The 21,503-nt window shown below is 63.1% G+C and carries 22 protein-coding genes and 1 pseudogene; 14 read left to right on the top strand and 9 right to left on the bottom strand.

Features of this window, described 5'->3' with window-relative positions:
- Window positions 1-31: 31 nt before the first annotated feature.
- The 4 genes and pseudogenes from purQ (at window position 32) to LB556_RS21630 (ending at window position 2,482) form a co-directional block, all read left to right on the top strand.
- Window positions 32-700 carry a phosphoribosylformylglycinamidine synthase subunit PurQ gene (gene purQ, locus LB556_RS21645; protein WP_224569760.1) on the top strand — a complete coding sequence of 223 codons (669 nt, stop codon included), beginning with the start codon at window positions 32-34 and terminating at the stop codon, window positions 698-700.
- Window positions 701-764: 64 nt separating this feature from the next.
- Complete coding sequence (locus tag LB556_RS21640) at window positions 765-1,430, top strand: glutathione S-transferase family protein (RefSeq protein WP_224569759.1); 666 nt, start codon at window positions 765-767, stop codon at window positions 1,428-1,430.
- On the top strand, window positions 1,427-1,834 hold the full coding sequence (locus LB556_RS21635; RefSeq protein ID WP_224569758.1) for a hypothetical protein: 408 nt from the start codon (window positions 1,427-1,429) through the stop codon (window positions 1,832-1,834). Before LB556_RS21640 ends, LB556_RS21635 begins: the two co-directional genes overlap by 4 nt.
- 7 nt (window positions 1,835-1,841) lie before the next feature.
- Window positions 1,842-2,482, top strand: a pseudogene (locus LB556_RS21630) (Pr6Pr family membrane protein).
- Between the two features lie 8 nt (window positions 2,483-2,490).
- Here LB556_RS21630 and LB556_RS21625 read toward each other — a convergent pair.
- The gene (locus LB556_RS21625) at window positions 2,491-2,742 is read right to left on the bottom strand and encodes a DUF1127 domain-containing protein (RefSeq protein ID WP_224569757.1); all 252 of its coding nucleotides are present in this window, start codon (window positions 2,740-2,742) and stop codon (window positions 2,491-2,493) included.
- A gap of 92 nt (window positions 2,743-2,834) precedes the next feature.
- On the opposite strand from LB556_RS21625, the gene LB556_RS21620 reads away from it, so the two are divergent.
- Window positions 2,835-4,244, top strand: coding sequence for a PLP-dependent aminotransferase family protein (locus tag LB556_RS21620; protein ID WP_224569756.1), 1,410 nt, complete (start codon window positions 2,835-2,837; stop codon window positions 4,242-4,244).
- 72 nt (window positions 4,245-4,316) lie between these two features.
- Here the strand turns inward: LB556_RS21620 and LB556_RS21615 are convergent, their stop codons facing one another.
- Window positions 4,317-4,481, bottom strand: a complete 165-nt coding sequence (locus tag LB556_RS21615) for a hypothetical protein (RefSeq protein ID WP_224569755.1) — start codon at window positions 4,479-4,481, stop codon at window positions 4,317-4,319.
- A gap of 239 nt (window positions 4,482-4,720) precedes the next feature.
- Here LB556_RS21615 and purL point away from each other — a divergent pair, with 239 nt between their 5' ends.
- From purL to LB556_RS21590, 5 genes are all read left to right on the top strand, one after another.
- A complete protein-coding gene (gene purL, locus LB556_RS21610; protein ID WP_224569754.1) occupies window positions 4,721-6,952 on the top strand; it encodes a phosphoribosylformylglycinamidine synthase subunit PurL in 2,232 nt (743 codons plus the stop codon).
- 7 nt (window positions 6,953-6,959) lie between these two features.
- Window positions 6,960-7,523, top strand: coding sequence for a hypothetical protein (locus LB556_RS21605; protein ID WP_224569753.1), 564 nt, complete (start codon window positions 6,960-6,962; stop codon window positions 7,521-7,523).
- Between the two features lie 122 nt (window positions 7,524-7,645).
- A complete protein-coding gene (locus LB556_RS21600; protein ID WP_015318146.1) occupies window positions 7,646-7,879 on the top strand; it encodes a BolA/IbaG family iron-sulfur metabolism protein in 234 nt (77 codons plus the stop codon).
- Window positions 7,880-8,030: 151 nt separating this feature from the next.
- Complete coding sequence (gene grxD / locus LB556_RS21595) at window positions 8,031-8,366, top strand: Grx4 family monothiol glutaredoxin (protein WP_224569752.1); 336 nt, start codon at window positions 8,031-8,033, stop codon at window positions 8,364-8,366.
- A 146-nt stretch (window positions 8,367-8,512) separates the two neighbouring features.
- A complete protein-coding gene (locus tag LB556_RS21590; protein ID WP_411908601.1) occupies window positions 8,513-9,799 on the top strand; it encodes a multidrug effflux MFS transporter in 1,287 nt (428 codons plus the stop codon).
- Between the two features lie 30 nt (window positions 9,800-9,829).
- Here the strand turns inward: LB556_RS21590 and LB556_RS21585 are convergent, their stop codons facing one another.
- The 3 genes from LB556_RS21585 to rpsD all read right to left on the bottom strand — a co-directional run bounded on the left by LB556_RS21585 (window position 9,830) and on the right by rpsD (window position 12,288).
- Window positions 9,830-10,657, bottom strand: coding sequence for an inositol monophosphatase family protein (locus LB556_RS21585; RefSeq protein ID WP_224569751.1), 828 nt, complete (start codon window positions 10,655-10,657; stop codon window positions 9,830-9,832).
- On the bottom strand, window positions 10,647-11,534 hold the full coding sequence (gene ttcA, locus LB556_RS21580; RefSeq protein ID WP_224569750.1) for a tRNA 2-thiocytidine(32) synthetase TtcA: 888 nt from the start codon (window positions 11,532-11,534) through the stop codon (window positions 10,647-10,649). The genes LB556_RS21585 and ttcA overlap by 11 nt, the downstream gene beginning before the upstream one ends.
- A gap of 136 nt (window positions 11,535-11,670) precedes the next feature.
- Window positions 11,671-12,288: a 30S ribosomal protein S4 gene (gene rpsD / locus LB556_RS21575; protein WP_013895883.1), complete on the bottom strand. Its 618-nt coding sequence runs from the start codon at window positions 12,286-12,288 to the stop codon at window positions 11,671-11,673.
- A 373-nt stretch (window positions 12,289-12,661) separates the two neighbouring features.
- Here rpsD and LB556_RS21570 point away from each other — a divergent pair, with 373 nt between their 5' ends.
- Window positions 12,662-12,859 carry a hypothetical protein gene (locus LB556_RS21570; protein WP_140506376.1) on the top strand — a complete coding sequence of 66 codons (198 nt, stop codon included), beginning with the start codon at window positions 12,662-12,664 and terminating at the stop codon, window positions 12,857-12,859.
- A gap of 222 nt (window positions 12,860-13,081) precedes the next feature.
- Here LB556_RS21570 and LB556_RS21565 read toward each other — a convergent pair whose 3' ends face one another.
- On the bottom strand, window positions 13,082-13,264 hold the full coding sequence (locus LB556_RS21565; protein ID WP_224569749.1) for a DUF3008 family protein: 183 nt from the start codon (window positions 13,262-13,264) through the stop codon (window positions 13,082-13,084).
- A gap of 159 nt (window positions 13,265-13,423) precedes the next feature.
- On the opposite strand from LB556_RS21565, the gene LB556_RS21560 reads away from it, so the two are divergent.
- Complete coding sequence (locus LB556_RS21560; protein WP_224569748.1) at window positions 13,424-14,806, top strand: RNB domain-containing ribonuclease; 1,383 nt, start codon at window positions 13,424-13,426, stop codon at window positions 14,804-14,806.
- 14 nt (window positions 14,807-14,820) lie between these two features.
- Here the strand turns inward: LB556_RS21560 and murI are convergent, their stop codons facing one another.
- Both murI and LB556_RS21550 read right to left on the bottom strand, forming a co-directional pair.
- Window positions 14,821-15,612 carry a glutamate racemase gene (gene murI, locus LB556_RS21555; RefSeq protein ID WP_224569747.1) on the bottom strand — a complete coding sequence of 264 codons (792 nt, stop codon included), beginning with the start codon at window positions 15,610-15,612 and terminating at the stop codon, window positions 14,821-14,823.
- A complete protein-coding gene (locus LB556_RS21550) occupies window positions 15,605-16,525 on the bottom strand; it encodes an RNA methyltransferase (protein ID WP_224569868.1) in 921 nt (306 codons plus the stop codon). The genes murI and LB556_RS21550 overlap by 8 nt, the downstream gene beginning before the upstream one ends.
- Window positions 16,526-16,736: 211 nt before the next feature.
- Between LB556_RS21550 and LB556_RS21545 the strand changes: the two genes are divergently transcribed.
- Window positions 16,737-17,948 (top strand): NADP-dependent isocitrate dehydrogenase, encoded by a 1,212-nt coding sequence (locus LB556_RS21545; RefSeq protein WP_224569746.1) that lies wholly within the window; start codon window positions 16,737-16,739, stop codon window positions 17,946-17,948.
- Between the two features lie 75 nt (window positions 17,949-18,023).
- Window positions 18,024-18,650 (top strand): glutathione S-transferase family protein, encoded by a 627-nt coding sequence (locus LB556_RS21540; RefSeq protein WP_224569745.1) that lies wholly within the window; start codon window positions 18,024-18,026, stop codon window positions 18,648-18,650.
- Between the two features lie 126 nt (window positions 18,651-18,776).
- On the opposite strand, the gene alaS is transcribed toward LB556_RS21540, so the two are convergent.
- Complete coding sequence (gene alaS, locus LB556_RS21535) at window positions 18,777-21,443, bottom strand: alanine--tRNA ligase (protein ID WP_224569744.1); 2,667 nt, start codon at window positions 21,441-21,443, stop codon at window positions 18,777-18,779.
- Window positions 21,444-21,503 lie beyond the last annotated feature (60 nt).

Below are 21,503 nucleotides of genomic sequence, written 5' to 3'. Positions count from 1 at the left end.
TTACCGAAGCTCAGAGGCCTTAAGAACCAAAATGAAATCCGCCGTCGTCCTTCTCCCCGGACTCAATCGCGACCGCGACATGATCGCGGCGCTGACCAAGATTTCCGGCAAACCGCCGGCAACCGTCTGGCAGACCGACACGGAAATCCCCGATGTCGACCTGATCGCTATTCCGGGCGGCTTCTCCTTCGGCGATTATCTGCGCTGCGGCGCGATCGCCGCGCGCATGCCGGTGATGCGGGCGGTCGCCGAAAAGGCGGCCAGGGGCGTCATGGTCATCGGCGTCTGCAACGGGTTCCAGATCCTGGTCGAGGCCGGTCTGCTGCCCGGTGCGCTGATGCGCAACACCTCGCTGAAATTCGTCTGCCGGCAGGTCAAGCTCGAGATCGCCAACGCCAACACCATGTTCACCCGCCGCTACCAGCCGGGCCAGATCATCCGTTCGCCGGTGGCGCATCACGACGGCAATTACTTTGCCGACGCCGACACGCTTGCCCGGATCGAAGGCGAAGGCCAGGTGGTGTTCCGCTATGCCGAAGGCACCAATCCGAACGGCTCGATCAACGACATCGCCGGCATCGTCAATGAACAAGGCAATGTGCTTGGTCTGATGCCGCATCCCGAGAACCTGATAGAAGCAGCGCATGGCGGCAGTGACGGCAGGGCACTGTTCGAAGGTGCCTTGGGCATTGCCGCTTGAAGTTTGCAACCGCGACCTTAAGAATTGCGGTAATTCAAGATCATAGCGTGAGGGAGAGACGGTCATGAAACTCTATTCGCGGCCGTTGTCGCCCTACTCTTCGATCGTGCGGGCACTGGCCTACATCAAGGACGTGCCGCTCAAGATCATCGCGCCGCCGCAGGGTTTTCCCATTCCTGAAGAGTTTCGCGCCATCTCACCGATGAATCGGATTCCGGTTCTGATCACCGGCTCGGGCGAAACCATCGTCGAATCGGTGGTCATCGCGGAATATTTCGAGGAGCGGTTTCCCGAGCCGGCGCTGTTGCCGCCCGATTCGAAGGACCGCGCCCTAGTGCGCATGTTCGCCCGCATCACCGATCTCGATGTGCTGACGCCGACGATGAAGCTTTTCGAGCTGCATTTCGTGCCGAAGCGCAACCCTGTCGAGATCGACGCCCAATTCGTCCGTCTCCACCATGGGCTGGCGGCCATCGAGGCACGCATGGCGCAAGGTCCCTTCGCGCTCGGCCACGACATCAGCTTCGCCGATGCCTGGCTGACGCCGACGCGGTTCATCTTCAACAATTTCCGCGCCATGACGGGCCGGCACGACCTGCTCGATGCCTATCCCAAATTCGATGCCTATGAGCAGATCGCCTCGCAGCATCCCGCCCTGTCCAGGGTGTGGGGCGAGATGACAGACGGCCTGACTGTCTTTCTGTCCGAACTCGAGATGGGTGCCGCTTGATCAAGACCAGCACGATCGTCATCGTCGCCGTGGCGGGGTTCGCGCTGGCATCGTGCCAGTCGAGCCCCAAGAGCACGCCCGTGCCCTCGGGCAAAAGCGCCGCGCTGCTGGCCATGGAACAGGTGGCGATATCGGCCCACAAATGCTGGATCGCCAGCAAGGATCCGGCTTTCAAGCAGTATCAGATGGCCAATGAGCTGAACTCGTTCAGCGGCACGCCGCGCTTCCTGCTGGTGCCGGCCAAGCACTATGGCGGCAAACCGTTGCTGGTCGTGCAGGCACAAGGAAGCTCAAGCCGCGTCGACGTCTTCGGACCGTTAATGAACGACCCGCTTGGCGGGCGCATCAGTTCGGATATCGCGCGCTGGCAGGCGGGCAATCCGGCCTGCGCAGCCACCGCCTGAACCTGCCGTGGGCCGCTTCCTGCAGATCGCGGGATTGGTTGTCGGCCTTATTGCGCTCGCCCTGCAGTTCTCGATCACCATTCCAGCGTCGATGGAAGCGGGCCGCGGCCTGCCCGGCTCGATCGTCTTCTATCTCAGCTTCTTCACCATCCTGACCAACATCGGCGCCGTGCTGGTCCACACCTCGCTGTTGTCATCCAGCGGCTATGCGTGGCTGCCGGCCTTTGCCGGACCGCGGATGCGAGGGGGCGTCGCAGTTTCGATCACCCTGGTCCTCATCGTCTATGCCACCGTGCTGGCGCCGCTCTGGCAGCCACAGGGCCTGTTCCTGCTTTGCGACGTCCTGCTGCACTACGTGACGCCGGTGCTGTTCGTGCTGGGTGGCTGATATCAGGCGCCGATGGCAGAACGAGATGGAGCGACATCTCCTGGTGGGTTACCTATCCCATTGCCTATCTGGCCTATACGCTGGCACGGGCGCCGCTGGCGGGCGAGGTGCCATACCCCTTCCTCGACATCGCCAAGAACGGCATGGCGAGCGTCGCCGTCGCGGCGCTCGCCATCATCGCGTTGTTCCTGGTGATCTGCGTCGCCGCCGTTTTCGTCGACCATGGTATCGGGAGCCTCAGGAGCAAAGGCGCCCGATAGGCCGGGCGCTATTCCCAGAACGGCTTGATGCCCTCGCGATGCGCGTCGCAGCGTGAGATGCCGATGTCCTTGAGTTGGTCGTCCGTCATCTCCAGCAGTGCCAGCCGGCCGCGCCTGCGCTCCAGCAGATAGTCGATCCATTTCGCCAGCGACCTGAGCACTTGCACAAGTCGGCTGGCGAAGCCGCGCTGCCCAAACGGACGTCCAGGCCGGCTGAGCATTTCGGTTCTTGAGAGGCGGAATGTTCCGATTGTATCCATTTTCTTTCTGCCGGAATTGTCAATTGCACCCTTTTAGCGCAATATAGGTATGTATTGACTCACAAAACGGCGCAATATAGAAAATTGTCACCATGACAAATTGGATTCCAGATCTCATCGGTTCAGGTCCGCTGTATCAGCGCCTCGCGGATTCCATCGAGGCGGATATCGACCGGGGGGTGATCGGTGCGGGGGCCAAGCTGCCGCCACAGCGCGACCTCGCCTACGATATCGGCGCCACGGTCGGCACGGTCGGGCGGGCCTATCAAGTGCTGCGTGAGCGCGGTCTCGTCAGTGGCGAGGTCGGACGGGGAACCTATGTGCTTGGCGAGAACATCGGCGTTACGAAGCCGGAGGTGCCCGACACCAGCGTGGAAGGCACGCGTTATGTCGATGCGCCCAAGGACAAGCTGCGTTTCGACAGCACCGCGGCCCCTGACATCGGCCAGGGTGCCATTGTAGCCGAAGTCCTGTCGCGCGCCGCACAGGACCACCCCTATGAGATTTCGAGCTACACGCGCGATTTCCCGGATCGCTGGTACGAAGCCGGCGCCAGGTGGCTTTCACGTAACGCCTTCCGGCCAACGGCCGATACGATCGTCCCTACCCTCGGCACCCATGCCGCCGTCATGGCCGCGATCGCCGCCCTGACCACGCCCGGCGACTATGTCGCCTTCGAGCACCTTACCTACTCGCAGATTTCCCGCAGTGCCGGCCTGATCGGCCGGCGCACCGCGCTGGTGGCTTCGGACGATGAAGGCCTCGATCCGGCCGATTTCGAACGCGTCTGCGCGCAAAAGCACCCCAGGATGATGTTCCTGATCCCCACGGCGCAGAATCCGACCTTGGTGACCTTGTCGGCGGCGCGCCGCGAGGCGATCGCGCGCGTCGCCCGTGAGTATAACATCATCCTGATCGAGGATGACCTCTACGGGCACCTGACCGACGACCCGACACCGCTGCTTGCCGAATTCGCGCCCGAACGCACCATCATTGCCGGCGGCCTGTCGAAATCCGTCGCCGCCGGTCTTCGTGGCGGCTGGCTTTCTTGCCCTCCTGCCTACCGCCACCGCATCCGGGTCGCCCACAAGATGATGACCGGTGGCATGCCGTTCCTGTTGGCCGAGGTGAATGCCCGGCTGGTGCTTTCCGGCCAGGCCAGCGAGATCCGGAAGCGCAGCATCGCGGAGATCAGCGCCCGCATGTCCATGGTACGCGAAAGTCTGGCAGGCTTCTCGTTCAAATCGCACGACAAAGTGCCGTTCGTCTGGCTCACCCTGCCCGATCCCTGGCTTTCCGGCACGTTCAAGAACGCCTGCCTGGAGCAGGGCGTGCTGATCGATGATGAGGATGAGTTCAAGGCGGGGCGCTCGGAGCGGGTTTTCCATGGAGTGCGCTTTGGCGTTTCGCAGCCGAGGCGGCGCGAGGATATCGCCGGCGGCGTCGCGGTCATCCGGCGGCTGCTGGACGAGGGCCGCGCGGGTTACGACAGTTTTTCCTGATTTCCCGGCCACCCGCCCTGCTTGCCTCGAGACTCCGCCTTGCGAACGGATGAATTGTCGAGCGGACTTGGATCAGCCTTCGGCCTTGAAGTTCTTGGCTTCCTTCTCGGCCTTTTTCTTGCCGTGCTTCTCGGCCAGTTCCTTGGCCTGCCGGGGCGAAACGTCTGTTGTCTCGGCCATGTGCAGAGCCTCCTTGTCCGAAATGCGATTATCGTTCTTGCCTTGCTTGGTGGCCATTCTCTTATCTCCTGAGTGATAGGGACCTAACGGCTGGAACATCATGGCGTTCCAATTGGCCTTGCGGGGGCAATCGCTGGCCGTTCGCCTTGCTCGCGAAAAGAGCCTACCGCGATCCATCGCGGCCATCACCCTGTTGCTTTCTGCCCCTTTTCCTCCGCCGACGGGGTGTATCGGCTGCAAAGCTTGCGATAAGAGGAGACTCAAAATCCCTGCTCCATGGACATAAATCGCCGCCCATGACCATTTCCAATTCCGTGCCGATCACATCGGACCTCATCGCCGCGCATGGGCTGAAGCCCGACGAGTATCAGCGCATATTGGATCTGGTCGGACGCGAACCGAGCTTTACCGAACTCGGCATCTTCTCGGCGATGTGGAACGAGCACTGCTCCTACAAATCCTCGAAGAAATGGCTGCGCACCTTGCCGACCACCGGCCCGCGGGTCATCCAGGGCCCGGGCGAAAATGCCGGCGTGGTCGACATCGGTGACGGCGACTGCGTCGTCTTCAAGATGGAAAGCCACAATCACCCGTCCTTCATCGAGCCCTATCAGGGTGCAGCGACCGGCGTCGGCGGCATCCTGCGCGACGTCTTCACCATGGGCGCGCGGCCGATCGCGGCGATGAACGCACTGCGCTTCGGCGCTCCTGACCATCCCAAGACCAGGCATCTCGTCGCCGGCGTGGTTTCCGGCGTCGGCGGTTACGGCAATGCCTTCGGCGTGCCGACGGTCGGCGGCGAGGTCAATTTCGACGCCCGCTACAACGGCAACATCCTGGTCAACGCCTTCGCCGCGGGCATCGCCAAGACCAATGCCATTTTCCTGTCCGAGGCCAAGGGCGTCGGCCTGCCTGTCGTCTATCTCGGCGCCAAGACCGGCCGCGACGGTGTCGGCGGCGCGACCATGGCGTCCGCCGAATTCGACGACAAGATCGACGAGAAGCGTCCGACCGTCCAGGTCGGCGATCCCTTCACCGAAAAATGCCTGCTCGAGGCCTGTCTCGAACTGATGGCCTCGGGCGCCGTCATCGCCATCCAGGACATGGGCGCGGCCGGCCTCACCTGTTCCGCCGTCGAAATGGGCGCCAAGGGCGACCTCGGGATCGAGCTCGACCTCGACAAGGTGCCGGTTCGCGAAGAGCGCATGAGCGCCTACGAGATGATGCTGTCGGAGAGCCAGGAGCGCATGCTGATGGTGCTGCGCCCCGAAAAGGAAAAGGAAGCCGAGGCGATATTCCACAAATGGGGCCTCGACTTCGCCATCGTCGGCAAGACCACCGACGATCTGCGCTTCCGCGTGCTGCACCAGGGTGAGCAGGTCGCCGACTTGCCGATCAAGGATCTCGGCGACAAGGCGCCCGAATATGACCGGCCGTGGATCGAGTCGAAGAAGCCCCTGCCGCTTTCCCCCACCGACATTCCGCAGGCCGATGTCGCCGATGCGCTGCTTAAGCTGCTTGGCGGGCCGGATCTTTCGTCGCGCCGTTGGGTCTGGGAGCAATACGACACGCTGATCCAGGGCAATTCGCTGCAGCTTCCCGGCGGCGACGCCGGCGTCGTGCGCGTCGATGGCCATGCGACCAAGGCGCTCGCCTTCTCCTCGGACGTGACGCCGCGCTATTGCGAGGCCGATCCCTACGAAGGCGGCAAGCAGGCCGTGGCCGAATGCTGGCGCAACCTCACCGCCACCGGCGCGCTGCCGCTCGCCGCCACCGACAATCTCAATTTCGGCAATCCCGAACGGCCGGAGATCATGGGCCAGCTGGTCGGCGCAGTGAAAGGCATCGGCGATGCCTGCCGGGCGCTTGGTTTCCCGATCGTGTCGGGCAACGTCTCGCTCTACAACGAAACCAACGGCCAGGGCATCCTGCCGACACCGACCATCGGCGGCGTCGGCCTGATATCGGACTGGTCGAAGATGGCGCGGATCGGCTTCGCGGCGGAAGGCCAGATGATCCTGCTGGTCGGCGCACCGGCTACCTGGGGAACGCATCTTGGCCAGTCGGCGTATATGCGCGACATCCATGGGCGCAGCGAAGGCCCGCCGCCGCCGGTCGATCTCGAGCACGAGAAGCGCGTCGGAGACCATGTGCGCTCGTTGATCGCGTCCGGCATCGTCACCGCTGCGCATGATGTCTCCGACGGCGGCATCGCTGTCGCGTTGGCCGAAATGGCCATGGCGTCGGGCATCGGCGCGATCGTTCCCGGGCTTGTCGGCACGGACCCGATCCCGGTCTGGTTCGGCGAAGACCAGGGCCGCTATCTCCTGACGCTGTCGATCGATCCGCATGGTGATGAATGGGACGCGATCCGCAAGCAGCAGGGCGAACTCGGCATCTTCGCGCCATGGATCGGCTCGACGGGGGGCAAGGCGCTGAAGCTCGGCGATGCCAGAGCAATCCCGGTCAGCGACCTGACCGCCGCCCATGAGGGCTGGTTCCCGCGCTTCATGGACCAGGCCAGTTGATTAGAGCATGATTCCGAAAAGTGGAAACCGGTTTTCGGAAAATACCCTGCTCAATCATAAGAAACTGGCCGTACGGGCGCTGCTTGCAGTCGTTTTCTGGCCGTCGCTGTTCTTCGTCTGGTGCCTCGGGCCGTTCGTCTTCTTCCTGCTTTCGACAACCTCAAGCGAGGTTTGCCCCAGGCTGGAAACACGTGGCGAGTTCCTTGCCGCGGCTAACGGTACGCTTCCGATGCTGGTGCTGCAGAATGTCATCTACGCTGTCCCGATCGTCTGCCTGGGGCTTTGGAACCGGCTCCTGCCGGAGCCAAGGCGGGCCAGGCACATCATCACCTGCATCAAGCTTTTTGCCGTCTCGGCCGTCTTGGGAGCCTTGTGGGAGTATGGCTCTTCACTTGTCTGCGACGGGTACGGCCAGCCGTTCTTCTCGCCCGTATGGCGAGTGACCGGCTATCTGCCGATTGCCAACATGGCGGTCAACATCCCGCTCTACGTGCTGGCCTTCAGCCTGGGCCGCGCCTTTTCGATGCGCGAGGACGGTCCGGCACAAGAGCCGGGCGAAACCATCTCCTGAGCACCAACAGAACGGGCGCTGGACGGAACCGCTTCAATCCGGATTGGAAAGGCTTTAGGCTTGCCCGACTCTCATCGCACGGGCCGCCGCGCCGCCGCCCTCTCGAAACAGGAATTTCTGCAATGGCAATGGACGCCCACGACATCGAAAAACTGATCAAGGACGGCATACCGGACGCCCGCGTGACGATCCGCGACCTCGCCGGCGATGGCGATCACTACGCGGCCGAGGTCGTGGCCGAGAGCTTTCGGGGAAAAAGCCGCGTCCAGCAGCACCAGATGGTCTATGACGCGCTGAAGGGCAATATGGGCGGCGTGCTGCACGCGCTGGCGCTGCAGACCAGCGTTCCCGACTGAGGCATTTCCAGCCCACACGCTTGGCACAAAGCGGCCCATCCTTTACGCCATTTCGGCGCTGGCGCGGCTAAAGTCTTGTTTCGGGCAACCTATGGGTTTATTTGAAAGACATGTTTCGAGCCTGGCTCCCACGGGCGTGAAAGGATATTCCATGAGCGGTATCAACGACTACATCGACAACGAAGTGAAGGGCAACGACGTCGTCCTCTTCATGAAAGGCACCCCCGGCTTTCCGCAATGCGGATTTTCCGGTCAGGTCGTGCAGATCCTCGACTATATCGGCGCCGACTATAAAGGCGTGAATGTGCTGGACTCCGCGGAACTGCGCCAAGGCATCAAGGACTATTCCAACTGGCCGACGATCCCGCAGCTCTACGTCAAGGGCGAATTCGTCGGCGGCTGCGATATCATCCGCGAAATGTTCCAGGCTGGCGAGTTGCAGACCTTCCTGGTCGAGAAGGGCGTCGGCGTCAAAGGCGCCGCCTGACTTCAGTTTCGGGCATGTCGATATCGGCGTGCCCTGGCCACCGGGGCGGCCCCACCTCGGCAATTTTTACATCCCGGAGAGCGGGACCAGGACGAGCCAATGCGCCGGCCCACCGGCGCGTTGTCGTTTGAGAGATCGGACTTGCCGTGGACCAGCAGAAATCAGCGCCGCAAGGGGCAAGCACCTCGCCGCGGGCAAGCCAATTGCCTATTCCGCGCTGGGAGTTCATCGCGCTCTGCGCGGCGCTGATGGCGCTCAATTCGCTCGCCATCGACATCATGCTGCCAGCGCTGCAGCAAATTGGCGCCTCGCTGGGCGTCGAGAATGAAAACCACCGGCAATATGTGGTCACCGCCTATATACTGGGCTTCGGCGGAGGCCAACTGTTCTTCGGGCCGATCTCGGACCGTTTCGGGCGTCGCTCGCCGCTGGTCGCCGGCCTGATCATCTACGTGGCGGCGGCCGCTGCGGCCGCTATCGCGCCGAGCTTTGAAACGCTTCTGATATGCAGGGCCGTGCAAGGGCTTGGCGCGGCCGCCACGCGCGTCATTGCGGTCTCGATCGTGCGCGATACATTCGATGGGCGGCGCATGGCCGAAGTCATGTCGCTGATCTTCATGGTGTTCATGGCCATCCCGGTCGTGGCGCCAGGCATCGGCCAGTTCATCATGCTGTTCGCGACCTGGCATTGGATATTCGTCACCATGGCGGTCGGCGCCCTGGTCGTGTCGGCATGGTCGCTGCTGCGCTTGCCCGAGACGCTGCATCCCGAATATCGCCGGTCACTGACCGTCTCCTCCATAATCGGCGGCTTCCGTATCGTGCTCACCAACCGCATCGCGCTCTGCTATGCCTTCGCCAGCACTTTCATCTTCGGCGCCATGTTCGGCTTCATCGCCTCGGCGCAGCAGATTTATGTCAACATCTTCAACGTCGGCGAGATGTTTCCCGTCATCTTTGCCGGTGTCGCGGGCGTGCTCGCCTTCTCCAATTTTCTGAACTCGCGCCTCGTCGGCCGCGTCGGGATGCGCCGCCTGTCGCAAAGCGCGCTGCTGCTGTTTCTGGCGATCAGCCTGGCCTGGCTGGTGGTTTCACTGGAAATGAAAATGCCGCTCTGGCTGTTCATCACCTTCTTTGCCGGCGCCATGCTGCCGTTTGGCTGCCTCGGCGCCAATTTCAACGCCTTGGCCATGGAACCGCTTGGTCAATTGGCCGGCACGGCGTCGTCCATCCTGGGTTTCATGCAAACGTTTCTCGGCGGCATTCTCGGCACGCTGATCGGCCAGGCTTTCAACGGCACGGTGACGCCGTTGGCCGCTGGTTTTTGCGGCGTCTCGGTCGCAGCGCTGTTGATGATTCTCGTTGCCGAGCGCGGCAAGATGTTCCAGCCGCAGAACGCACCTGTGTCAGGGCACGTTACCGACCTGCATTGAGCTTGCCGCCGACACCACGCGGAAGCTAACCTATTCCGCCCACAGTTCCCGGCGCAGTTCCTGCCAGCTGTCCTGGTCCGGCGCGACCAGCAGGCCGCCGTCGACATGCGAAGGCAGATAGGCGCTGCCATCGATGCGCGCGGCGTGGCCGCCAGCTTCCTGATGGATCAGCACGCCGGGCAGATGATCCCAGGGCATCAGCTTGTTGTAGACGACAAAATGCGCATGCCCGCTGGCCAGCAGGCGATATTCGTGGGCCGCGCAGCGATAGGCGAACTGAGACAATGCCTTGGTCTGGTTGCGCGCAAGGCGTGAGCGCTCCGGCTCGTCGAGATATTGCCAGGAAACCGCGCCCGTCATCTGCGAGATCGGCACGGGCGGCGCCACATGGACTTTCTCCAGGCTGCCATGGGCATGCCTGATATGGCTGCCGGCGCCCCTGGCGGCGATGAGCCAATCCTTGCCGACAGGATCATGGATGATGCCCGCGACCGTCTCGCCCCTGACCACCACCGCCAGCATGACCCCGAACAGCGGTACGCCGGATGCGAAGTTGAAGGTGCCGTCGACCGGGTCGACAGTGAATGCCAGTTCGGCATCGCCCAGGCCGTCGAGCAGCGCCGGATTTTCGGAACAGGCCTCTTCGCCCACCACCATGGCCGAAGGATAGCGGTCGCGCAGCCTGGCGGAGATCAGCCGCTCGGCGTTGACATCGGCCTCCGTCACCAGGTCGGCGGCGGAAGTCTTCTGGCGGATGTCGCCATCGCCCAATCGGCGGAAGCGCGGCATGATTTCAGCTTGGGCTGCCTCGGCCAGAATGCCGGCCAGCCAGTCGATCGCGGTATCGTCAAACGTCATCGGAAATGTCTTGCCTGATCGCGAGGGTTTCGTTGAGAGCGGCGAAATCGAACAGCTTTCGGTCGAGCAGATGCGACGGCCTGGTGTTGGACAGTGCGCGGATCATGGTGTCCTTGCGGCCGGGCATGCGCCTTTCGATGTCCTCGAGCATCGCCTTCATGGCGTTGCGCTGCAGCCCTTCCTGGCTGCCGCAGAGATCGCAAGGGATGATCGGGAATCGCATCGCGGCAGCGAATTTCTCCAGATCGACCTCGGCGCAGTAGCTCAGCGGCCGCAACACCATGACGTCGCCGTCGTCGTTGAGCAGTTTTGGCGGCATGGCGGCAAGCCGGCCGCCATGGAACAGGTTCATGAAGAAGGTCTCGAGAATGTCCTCGCGATGATGGCCGAGAACCAGCGCCGCGCATCCTTCCTCACGCGCTATCCGGTAGAGATGGCCGCGCCGCAGCCGCGAACAGAGCGAACAATAGGTGCTGCCCTGGGGCAGCTTGTCGGTGACGACCGAATAGGTGTCCCGGTATTCGATGCGGTGCGCTATGCCGTTGGCGTCGAGATAGTCGGGCAGGATGTGCTTGGGGAAATTCGGCTGGCCCTGGTCGAGGTTGCAGGCCAGCAATTCGACCGGCAGCAGTCCGCGCCATTTGAGGTCGAGCAGCATGGCCAGCAGGCCGTAGGAATCCTTGCCGCCTGACAGCGCCACCAGCCAGCGCTCACCCGGCTTGACCATCGAGAAGTCCTCGATCGCCTGGCGGGTCTGCCGCAGCAGCCGCTTGCGCAGTTTGTTGAATTCGACCGAGGACGGCACATCAGCGAACAGCGGATGGGAGCCGGTTTCGGCGGCCGGCTCGAGCGTCTCGATGTCTTGCAGCATATTCATGGCGCGTCGGCCCCGGAATGTGACTTCCGCCCGGATTAACGCATCGGCCGGAAAATCGAAACGGCAAAGCGAATGACCCAAAGCAAAAAGGCCGCCTCGAAGGCGGCCTTTTCCGATAGCGCAGAAAAGCGTTCGCTTAGCGCGAGTAGAATTCGACGACCAGGTTCGGTTCCATCTGCACGGCGAACGGAACGTCGGCGAGGCCGGGGATGCGCGAGAAGGTCGCGACCATCTTGTTGTGATCGGCTTCGATGTAGTCCGGCACGTCGCGCTCGGCGAGGCCGACCGATTCCAGGACGATGACCAGCTGCTTCGACTTTTCGCGCACTTCGACGACATCGCCCGGCTTGCAGCGGTACGAGCCGATGTTGACGCGCTTGCCGTTGACGTTGACGTGGCCGTGGTTGACGAACTGGCGGGCGGCGAAAATGGTCGGCACGAACTTGGCGCGGTAGACGACCGCGTCGAGACGCGATTCGAGCAGGCCGATCAAGTTCTCCGAGGTGTCGCCCTTGCGGCGGTCAGCCTCTTCATAGACCTTGCGGAACTGCTTTTCCGAAACGTCGCCATAGTGACCCTTCAGCTTCTGCTTGGCGCGCAGCTGCAGGCCGAAGTCGGAAAGCTTGCCCTTGCGGCGCTGGCCATGCTGGCCGGGACCGTATTCACGCTTGTTGACCGGGGACTTCGGGCGGCCCCAGATATTTTCGCCAAGACGGCGGTCGATCTTGTATTTCGCGGATTCGCGCTTGCTCATCGCATTCCCTTTTCAAAACAACACACCCGGCACCTCATGGTCCGGGTGAAGGAAACGCGCCCTCCTCTGGCCTCCGTTTTCGAGACCTGACAGGGTTTTCCCACGCAACGCGGCGGAAAACCCACGGGACACGTCAGTTCAAACAAGATCGGAAACAGCTATGGTGACAGATCTTGCGTATGCAAAACAAACACCGGACATCGCTGCCCGGCGTTGGCGGCTGGTTAAACCGAGATTTAACCGGTGTCAAGCTTGTGAGTAGCACGGCGCAACGCAACCATATAGCGTTGCCGGCGTTGAGCGATGCCGGAATGGCGGGAGGTTTTGCGCCAACGGCACCAGGAAGGGACTGGAGCTAAAGGAGCCAAATTGCATGAAGAAGTTCTTCCTTACCCTGGCAGGCGCCGCGGTGCTTGCAGGTTCGATGGCGGTTGCCCCGGAACCGGCCATGGCGCGCCATTGGCACGGCCACAAGCAGGTCTGCCGGGTCATCGTCAAAAAGCGCGTGGTGTGGCGGCATGGCCATCGCAGGGTGATCGTCGAAAGAGTTAGGCGCTGCCACCGCTGGTAAGCGGCCGAACAACAGAGCGCAGTTCGATACTTTGTCAATTTCCAGGAGCCCGCGATCCGTCGTGGGCTCCTTTCGCTTGCAGTTGCCGTCGGGCATCGACCGGGAGCGATTACGGGCTGGAGCTAGAGTAACGGGCTCCGTGCGACCTTTTTTGAGGTTGCCGAGTTCGTGATCGGGGACTGTTGCCGAAAGCTGCGACCACCACCGGCAATGAGGGCAAGCTTATGGCTTCTTGTCAGGCAAGCCCTTGCGCTTGGTCTCGGCGAATTCCTCGAGCTGCTTTTCATCCATCGATTCATACATGCTCTTTGATGCGCCCTTGAGTTCGCTCTTTTTTGTCTCGCCGCGCTTGGCCGAGAGGGCGGCGCCGGCGGCCTTCTGCTGGGCTTTCGAGGTGGCAGGCATGGCGGGTCTCCTTTGCTGTCAGGAGAAAACGCCGCGCTTGGGCGGCGGTTCCAGCGCCAGCGGCATGTTCCGGTCCGCCTGGGTGCCAGCCCATGGCTGGGCTTGACGATTTTCGTTGGCAGCCTTCCCGTGTCCGGAACCCCAGTGTAGGACGGCTGAATGAAATCCCTGACAGATCCCTCACAGGTTCTCTCCGCCGGCCTGGCGAAAATCCGCACCGAATTGCACGTGCCGGATGGATTTCCGGCTGACGTATTGGCCACGGCGGAGGCCGCAACCAGACGTGTGCCCGACCAGCATGCCGATCGAAGGGCGATGCCTTTCGTGACGCTCGATCCGGCTGCCTCCACCGATCTCGATCAAGCGTTCTCGATCGAGGCGAGCGGCAGTGATCTTCTGCTGCATTATGCCATCGCCGATGTGGCCTGGTTCGTCCAGGACGGCGACCCGGTGGATCTCGAAGCCTGGACGCGAGGCGAGACGCTCTACTTGCCGGACGGCAGGGCCGGGCTCTACCCGCCGGCGATTGCCGAGGCTGCGGCGAGCCTGTTGCCGGATGGACCCCGCCCAGCCGTTATCTTCACGGTTCGGGTTGCGCAGGACGGTGCGACGAAACTGGACGGCGCGGAGCGGGCAATCATTCAAAGCCGGGCAAAGCTCGCCTATGACAGCGTGAAGGCATCCGACGTTCCGGCCGGCTTCGCTGAAATGGCGCGGCGCATGGCGACGAACGAAAAGCGTCGCGGGGCTTCCCGCGTCGACCCACCCGAGCAGGAGGTGGAAAGGCTTGCCGATGGCACATTCCGGCTTTCGTTCAGACCGCTGCTGCAATCCGAGCAGGACAATGCCGCGCTTTCGCTGGCCGCCAACATGGCGATTGCCGATGCCATGCTTGCGCATCATACCGGCTTGTTCCGGGTGATGTCGGAGCCGGATGCCTTCAAGGTGCAAAGGCTGCGCAACGCGGCACAAGCTCTCGGACTGTCCTGGCCAGCCTCCGCCAGCTTGCGGGACTATCAGCGAACCCTCGATCCGGCCGATCCGCAACAAGCAGCGCTGATGCTGGAAATACGCCATGCAAGCTCCGGCGCGTCCTATCAAGCCTACAAGGACGGCGTTGTTCCCTGGCATGAGGCCATGGCCGCGACCTATGCCCACGCAACCGCGCCACTCAGGCGGCTTGCCGATCGCTATGTCGTGCGCTGCGCGCTGGCTATCACCAACGGCCAGCCCGTGCCGCAGGTCGTCACCGACGCGTTCGCCAGGTTGCCGAAGGCGATGGGCCGTGCGGATAGCCGCGCTTCGCAGATCAACCACGCGGCCATCGACCTTGCCGAAGCCGTAATGCTCAGGGGACACGAGGGGAAGACATTCGAGGCCGTCGTCACCGACTTCGTCGACCATGGCGTGCGCGTTCAGCTTGCCGACATGCCAGTCGTAGCCAACGTAAAGGCCTCGGGGCTCAGACAGGGCGACGATCTGAAACTAAGGCTGGTCCTGGCCGATCCGGATCGACGCAGCATCGTCTTCGAACCTGTTTGAGTGGCAGCAGCCGTCTACTGGCGCACGGTCAGCCCGAATCCCTGCATCAGCCGGCTGACGGCGAAGTCCGCCTTGCCCGAGGTGAAGACCGCCATGTCAGGCTCGCCTTGCGGCAGCGCCTCATAGACGGGCGGCAGCAGCGAAAGGGCTCGCCGTGCGATCGCCTCGGCCGGATCGATCCAGTCGACCGGCCAGGGCGCGGTCTTGCGCATGCGATTGACCAGAAACGGGTAATGCGTGCAGGCCAGCACCACGATGTCGGTGCGCATGCCCTCGCGTTCGATGAAGCAGGGCGCGATCTCGGCGCGAACGGCCTCCTCGTCGACAAAGCCCTCGCGCATATAGGCTTCGGACAGGCCCGCCAGCCTGTCGCTGCCGACCAGGCGGACATGGCATTTCTGCGCCCATTTGCTGATCAGGTCGCGCGTGTACTGGCGCTTTACCGTGCCCGGGGTCGCCAGCACCGAGACCAGGCCGGAGCGGGTGCGCTCGGCCGCCGGCTTGACCGCGGGCACCGTGCCGACGAACGGATGGCCGGGAAATCGTTCGCGCAAGGCGTCGATCACCAGCGTCGAGGCGGTGTTGCAGGCGATGACCGAAAGGGCCGGTGCGAAGCGGTCGAGCAATCTGGCGAACAGCTCAAGTATATGGGTCCGCAGCGCCGGCTCTTCCCAGGCGCCAAACGGAAAAGCGGCATCGTCGGCGACATAGATGAAGCGGCGGTCGGGCATCAGGACGCGCGCCTCGCGCAAAACGGTGAGTCCGCCGACGCCGGAATCGAACATCAGGATCGGCTGCTCAGTCATTGTCGGTTCCCTTGCCGCCCTGCGGCGGCGTGTCCGCATCGTCGCCGTCAGCGTCCGGCACCTGGCCGGCAGCCTCCGCCTTGCGGGCGCGCGCGGCGGCCGCGGGCAAACGCCTCGGATCATCGCCCGGTGACCCATCGCCGCGCGGCATCGCCGGTGAGAACCGATCCAGCGACGAGATGATGCCGCGCAACACCTTGAGCTCCGGTTCGGCAAAGCCGGCGCGGGTCAGCACCGCGCGCAAATTGTCGACCATTTTCGGCTTCTTCGGCGCCGGTCGAAAATAGCCGCGCGCTTCCAACGCGCCTTCCAGATAGGCGAACAGCCCGTGCAATTCTTCCTTGCTTGCCGGATTCATCTCCGGCCCAGTAAAGTTGGTCTTCGTCTCATCCTCCAGGCCCGACTTCATCCACTCATAGGACATCAGCAAGGCCGCCTGGGCGATATTGAGCGAGGAGAAATCGGGGTCGACCGGGAAAGTGACGATTTCGTCGGCAAGGCCAACCTCGTCATTGTAGAGGCCGAAGCGTTCGCGCCCGAAAAGGATGCCGGTGCGTTGCCCCATTCCGTGGCGGGCACGGAGCATCCTGCCAGCTTCCACCGGGCCACGCACGGATTTGAAACCGTCGCGCTGCCTGGCGGTGGTGGCGAAGACGAAGTTCAGGTCGGCGAGCGCCGAGGCCAGATCGCCGAACACCTTGACGGCGTCGATGACATGGTCGGCGCGACTGGCGGCGGCACGTGCCTTCTCGCTCGGCCAGCCGTCGCGCGGGTTGACTAGGCGCAGCTCCGAAAGACCAAAATTGGCCATGGCGCGAGCGACCATGCCGATGTTCTCGCCGAGCTGCGGCTCGACCAGGACGATCGCCGGGCCGGCGGTTGCGGGGTCAGTGGTATCCTTGGTGATGGGCATGATCGTCAATGAACTGCTGTTTGCGGCATTTCAGCGTCCCTGCCACATTCGGCCGCGAAAATGAAGCATTCGCAAATGGTGGCGGCCATGGCCGCACATTCGTGACCATCGCCGTTTGCGCGGCCAAAAGCGCTTTGATATACGGGCGGCATCCCCGGCCAACGCCACGCGGGCAAGGCCGTCCCATTCCCAACAACGAGGCATTCTTTCCATGGCGAAGATCAAGGTGGCGAACCCGGTCGTCGAACTCGACGGCGACGAGATGACCCGCATCATCTGGCAGTTCATCAAGGACAAGCTGATCCACCCTTATCTCGACCTGAAGCTCGAATATTACGACCTCGGCATCGAGCACCGCGACGCCACCAACGACCAGGTGACGATCGATTCGGCCAACGCCATCAAGAAATACGGCGTCGGCGTGAAATGCGCGACCATCACCCCCGACGAACAGCGCGTCGAGGAGTTCAAGCTGAAGAAGATGTGGAAGTCGCCCAACGGCACCATCCGCAACATCCTCGGCGGCACCATCTTCCGCGAGCCGATCATCATGAAGAACGTGCCGCGCCTGGTGCCAGGCTGGACCAAGCCGATCATCGTCGGTCGCCATGCCTTCGGCGACCAGTACCGCGCCACCGATTTCCGCTTTCCCGGAAAGGGCAAGCTGACGATCAAGTTCGTCGGCGAGGACGGCACGGTGATCGAGCATGACGTGTTCGACGCGCCCGGCGCCGGCGTTGCGATGGCCATGTACAATCTCGACGAGTCGATCCGCGAATTCGCGCGCGCCTCGCTGAACTACGGCCTGCTGCGCAATTATCCGGTCTATCTGTCGACCAAGAACACCATCCTCAAGGCCTATGATGGCCGCTTCAAGGACATCTTCCAGGAAGTCTACGAGGCGGAATTCGAAGCCGAGTTCAAGTCGAAGAAGCTGTGGTACGAGCACCGCCTGATCGACGACATGGTGGCATCGAGCCTGAAATGGTCGGGCGGCTATGTCTGGGCCTGCAAGAACTATGACGGCGACGTGCAGTCCGACACGGTGGCTCAAGGCTTCGGCTCGCTCGGCCTGATGACCTCGGTGCTGATGACGCCGGATGGCAAGACCGTCGAAGCGGAAGCCGCGCACGGCACCGTCACCCGCCATTACCGCCAGCATCAGAAGGGCGAGGAAACCTCGACCAATTCGATCGCCTCGATCTTCGCCTGGACGCGGGGCCTCGCGCACCGCGCCAAGCTCGACGACAACGCCGAACTGAAACGCTTCGCCGAGACGCTGGAAAAGGTCTGCATCCAGACCGTCGAGAGCGGTTACATGACCAAGGACCTGTCATTGCTGATCGGCCCCGACCAGCCCTGGCTCTCGACCACCGGCTTCCTCGACAAGATCGACGAGAACCTGCAGAAGGCGATGGCGTAACCGCGAACATGCCGAAGGCTCCGAAAGGAGCCTTCGCATTTTGGGCCAACGAGAGCAAAAGCGATGGCTGGCAGCATGACCAAACCGGTGCTCTACGGCGCGGACTACAGCGTTTACGTGCGCATCGCACGGATGGCGCTGGAGGAGAAAGGCATCGACTACGAGCTTGTGCCGCTCGACATCTTTGCCGCTGACGGCATTCCGGCGTGGTATCTCGAACACCACCCGTTTGGCCGCATCCCGGCTTTTGAGCATGACGGTTTCCGGCTCTTCGAGACCAGTGCGATCGCGCGCTACGTTGACGAGGCGTTCGACGGTCCGGCTTTACAGCCCCGCGACGCGCGCGGCCGCGCCAGGATGGGCCAGATCATCGGCATGCTCGACGCCTACGGCTACCGGGCGATGGTCTGGGACGTCGCGGTCGAGCGGCTGGAGAAGGAGGCGCCCGAGGAAAGCTTGATCGCCGACGGCCTGCGCCACGCGGAGACGGTGCTCAAGGTTCTGATGTCACTAAAGGTGGAAGGACCATGGCTGCTCGGCGACCAGTTGACGCTCGCCGACCTGCATGCCGCGCCGATTATCGGCTATTTCGTCAAGGTTGCCGATGGGCGCGAACTGCTCGCCCGTTTCTCCGGCATGAGCGACTGGTACGCGCGCATCGCTGCTCGCCCGAGCTTCACGCATACCGCGCAGCCCGATTGATCCGGCGACGGCCGCAATCGTGGTCCCGCCCTCGAAGGAGGCCGATCGGCGGGGGAACCGTCGACGCCTGCGCCACCCCTCAATACAAAGCAATTCGCCCCGAAGCGATTGCCCAACCGCAATCGATCATGCTGCTTCGAGCGCGGCCCTCACCGCGGCGATCGCGTCATTGGCCTTCGACGCATCCGGACCGCCTGCCTGTGCCATGTCGGGCCGCCCGCCGCCGCCCTGTCCACCCAATGCGGCGGACGCCACGCGCACCAGGTCGACGGCGCTGAAGCGGCCGACGAGATCATCGGTCACGGCAACCACGACGCTCGCCTTGTTGTCCTCGCCGGCGCCGACGAAAACAACGACGCCGGAGCCGAGCGAAGTCTTGCCGGCATCGGCCAGCGGCTTCAGATCCTTCGGCGAGACGCCGGAGACTGCCTTGCCGAGGAAGCCGACACCCGCGACCACTTCGTTCTCAGCGGGCGCACCAGCTCCCGCGCCGCCGCCCAGCGCCAGTTTCTTGCGCGCTTCGGTCAACTCCTTTTCGAGCTTCTTGCGCTCTTCGAGCAGCGCTTCGACACGCGCGGGCACGTCGGCCGGTGAAATCTTCAGCGTTGCCGCCGCCGTCTTCAGGCGCCGATCCTGCTCGTCCAGATGCCTGCGCGCGGCTTCGCCGGTCAGCGCCTCGATGCGCCGGACCCCGGCGGCGACCGCGCTGTCCGAGACGATGCGCACCAGGCCGATATCGCCGGTCGCCCTGACATGCGTGCCGCCGCATAGCTCGACCGAATAGGGCCGGTTGGCCTTGGCGCCGTGCAAGCCGGTGCCCATGGAGACGACGCGCACCTCGTCGCCATACTTCTCGCCGAACAGCGCCATGGCGCCCTCGGCAATGGCGTCGTCGACCGACATCAGCCGCGTGGTCACCGGGCCGTTCTGCACGACGATCTCGTTGGACATGCGCTCGACTTCTTCGAGTTCCTCGGCCGAGATCGGCTTGTTGTGCGAGATGTCGAAGCGCAGGCGCTCGGGCGCGACCAGCGAGCCCTTCTGGGCGACATGCGTGCCCAGCACTTCGCGCAGCGCCTCGTGGATCAGATGCGTCGCCGAATGGTTCGCGCGTAGCCTGGAGCGCCTGTTATGGTCGACCTTCAACTCGACCGCGGCACCTGGCTTGACCGTGCCGTTCGTCACCTTGCCGATATGGACGAACAGCCCATCGGCCTTCTTCTGCGTATCGGAGATCTCGATCGCGAAGCCTTCGCCGGAAATGACGCCGGTATCACCCATCTGGCCGCCGGATTCGGCATAGAACGGCGTCTGGTTGACGACCACGGCAATCGCCTCACCCTTGCCGGCGCTATCGACGGTCTTGCCGTCCTTGACCAGCGCCTGGACGAGACCTTCCGCTTCCTCTGTCTCGTAGCCGAGGAATTCGGTGGCGCCTGTCTTCTCGCGGATGGGGAACCAGACCGTCTCGGTGGCGGCCTCGCCTGACCCGGCCCAGTGCTTACGCGCCTCCGCCCTCTGCTGCTCCATCGCATCGGTGAAGCCGGAAAGATTAACCGAGATGTTGCGCTGGCGCAGCGCGTCCTGCGTCAGGTCGAGCGGGAAGCCATAGGTGTCGTAGAGCTTGAATGCCGTCTCGCCATCCAGCATATCACCGGCGCCGAGCTTCTCCGTCGCTTCGGACAGCAGCCCGAGACCGCGCACCAGTGTCTTGCGGAACCGCGTCTCCTCGAGTTTCAGGGTCTCGGTAATCATCGTCTCGCCGCGCACCAGTTCCGGATAGGCCTGGCCCATCTCGCGCACCAGCGCCGGCACCAGCTTCCACATCAAAGGATCGCGGGCACCGAGCAACTGCGCATGGCGCATGGCGCGGCGCATGATGCGGCGCAGCACATAGCCGCGGCCTTCATTCGACGGCAGCACACCGTCGGCGACCAGGAAGGCGGACGAGCGCAGGTGATCGGCAATGACGCGGTAGGACGCAACCGTTTCCGAATCAGGCGCGCGCCCAAGCGCCGAGGACGCCGCGTCGATCAGGTGCCGGAACAGGTCGGTTTCGAAGACGCTTTCCACGCCCTGCAGGATGGACGCCATGCGCTCCAGGCCCATGCCGGTGTCGATCGACGGGCGCGGCAGGTCGATGCGCTCCTCTTTCGTCACCTGCTCATACTGCATGAACACCAGGTTCCAGAATTCGAGGAACCGATCGCCGTCCTCCTCGGGACTGCCGGGAGGGCCACCCCAGATGTGCTCGCCGCGATCGATGAAGATTTCCGAGCACGGCCCGCAAGGTCCGGTATCGCCCATCGCCCAGAAATTGTCGGAGGTCGGGATGCGGATGATGCGATCGTCGGAGAAACCGGCGATCTTCTTCCAGAAGCCGGCCGCCTCATCATCCGTGTGGTAGACGGTGACCAGTAGCTTGTCCTTCCTCAGCCCGAATTCCCTGGTGATCAGGTTCCAGGCAAGCTCGACGGCGCGCTCCTTGAAATAATCGCCGAAGGAGAAATTGCCGAGCATCTCGAAAAAGGTCAGGTGGCGCGCGGTATAGCCGACATTGTCGAGGTCGTTGTGTTTGCCGCCGGCGCGAACGCTCTTTTGGGCAGTGGTGGCGCGCGAATAGGACCGCTTCTCCAAACCGGTGAAGACGTTCTTGAACTGCACCATGCCGGCATTGGTGAACATCAAGGTCGGATCGTTGCGCGGCACGAGCGGGCTCGAGGCCACGACTTCGTGCCCCTCCTTGCGGAAATAGTCGAGGAATGTCGACCGGATCTCGTTCACGCCACTCATGACTGCTGCCTCTTCGCGAAAACCGCCGGCGCAGCCGGCGGAAACTGGTCTCTGCTTTTT

This window comes from Mesorhizobium sp. ES1-4, assembly GCF_020164745.1.
Lineage (GTDB): Bacteria > Pseudomonadota > Alphaproteobacteria > Rhizobiales > Rhizobiaceae > Mesorhizobium.
Note: the sequence above shows the minus strand (reverse complement) of the source record. Positions and strands in the feature narration are given on the sequence as shown.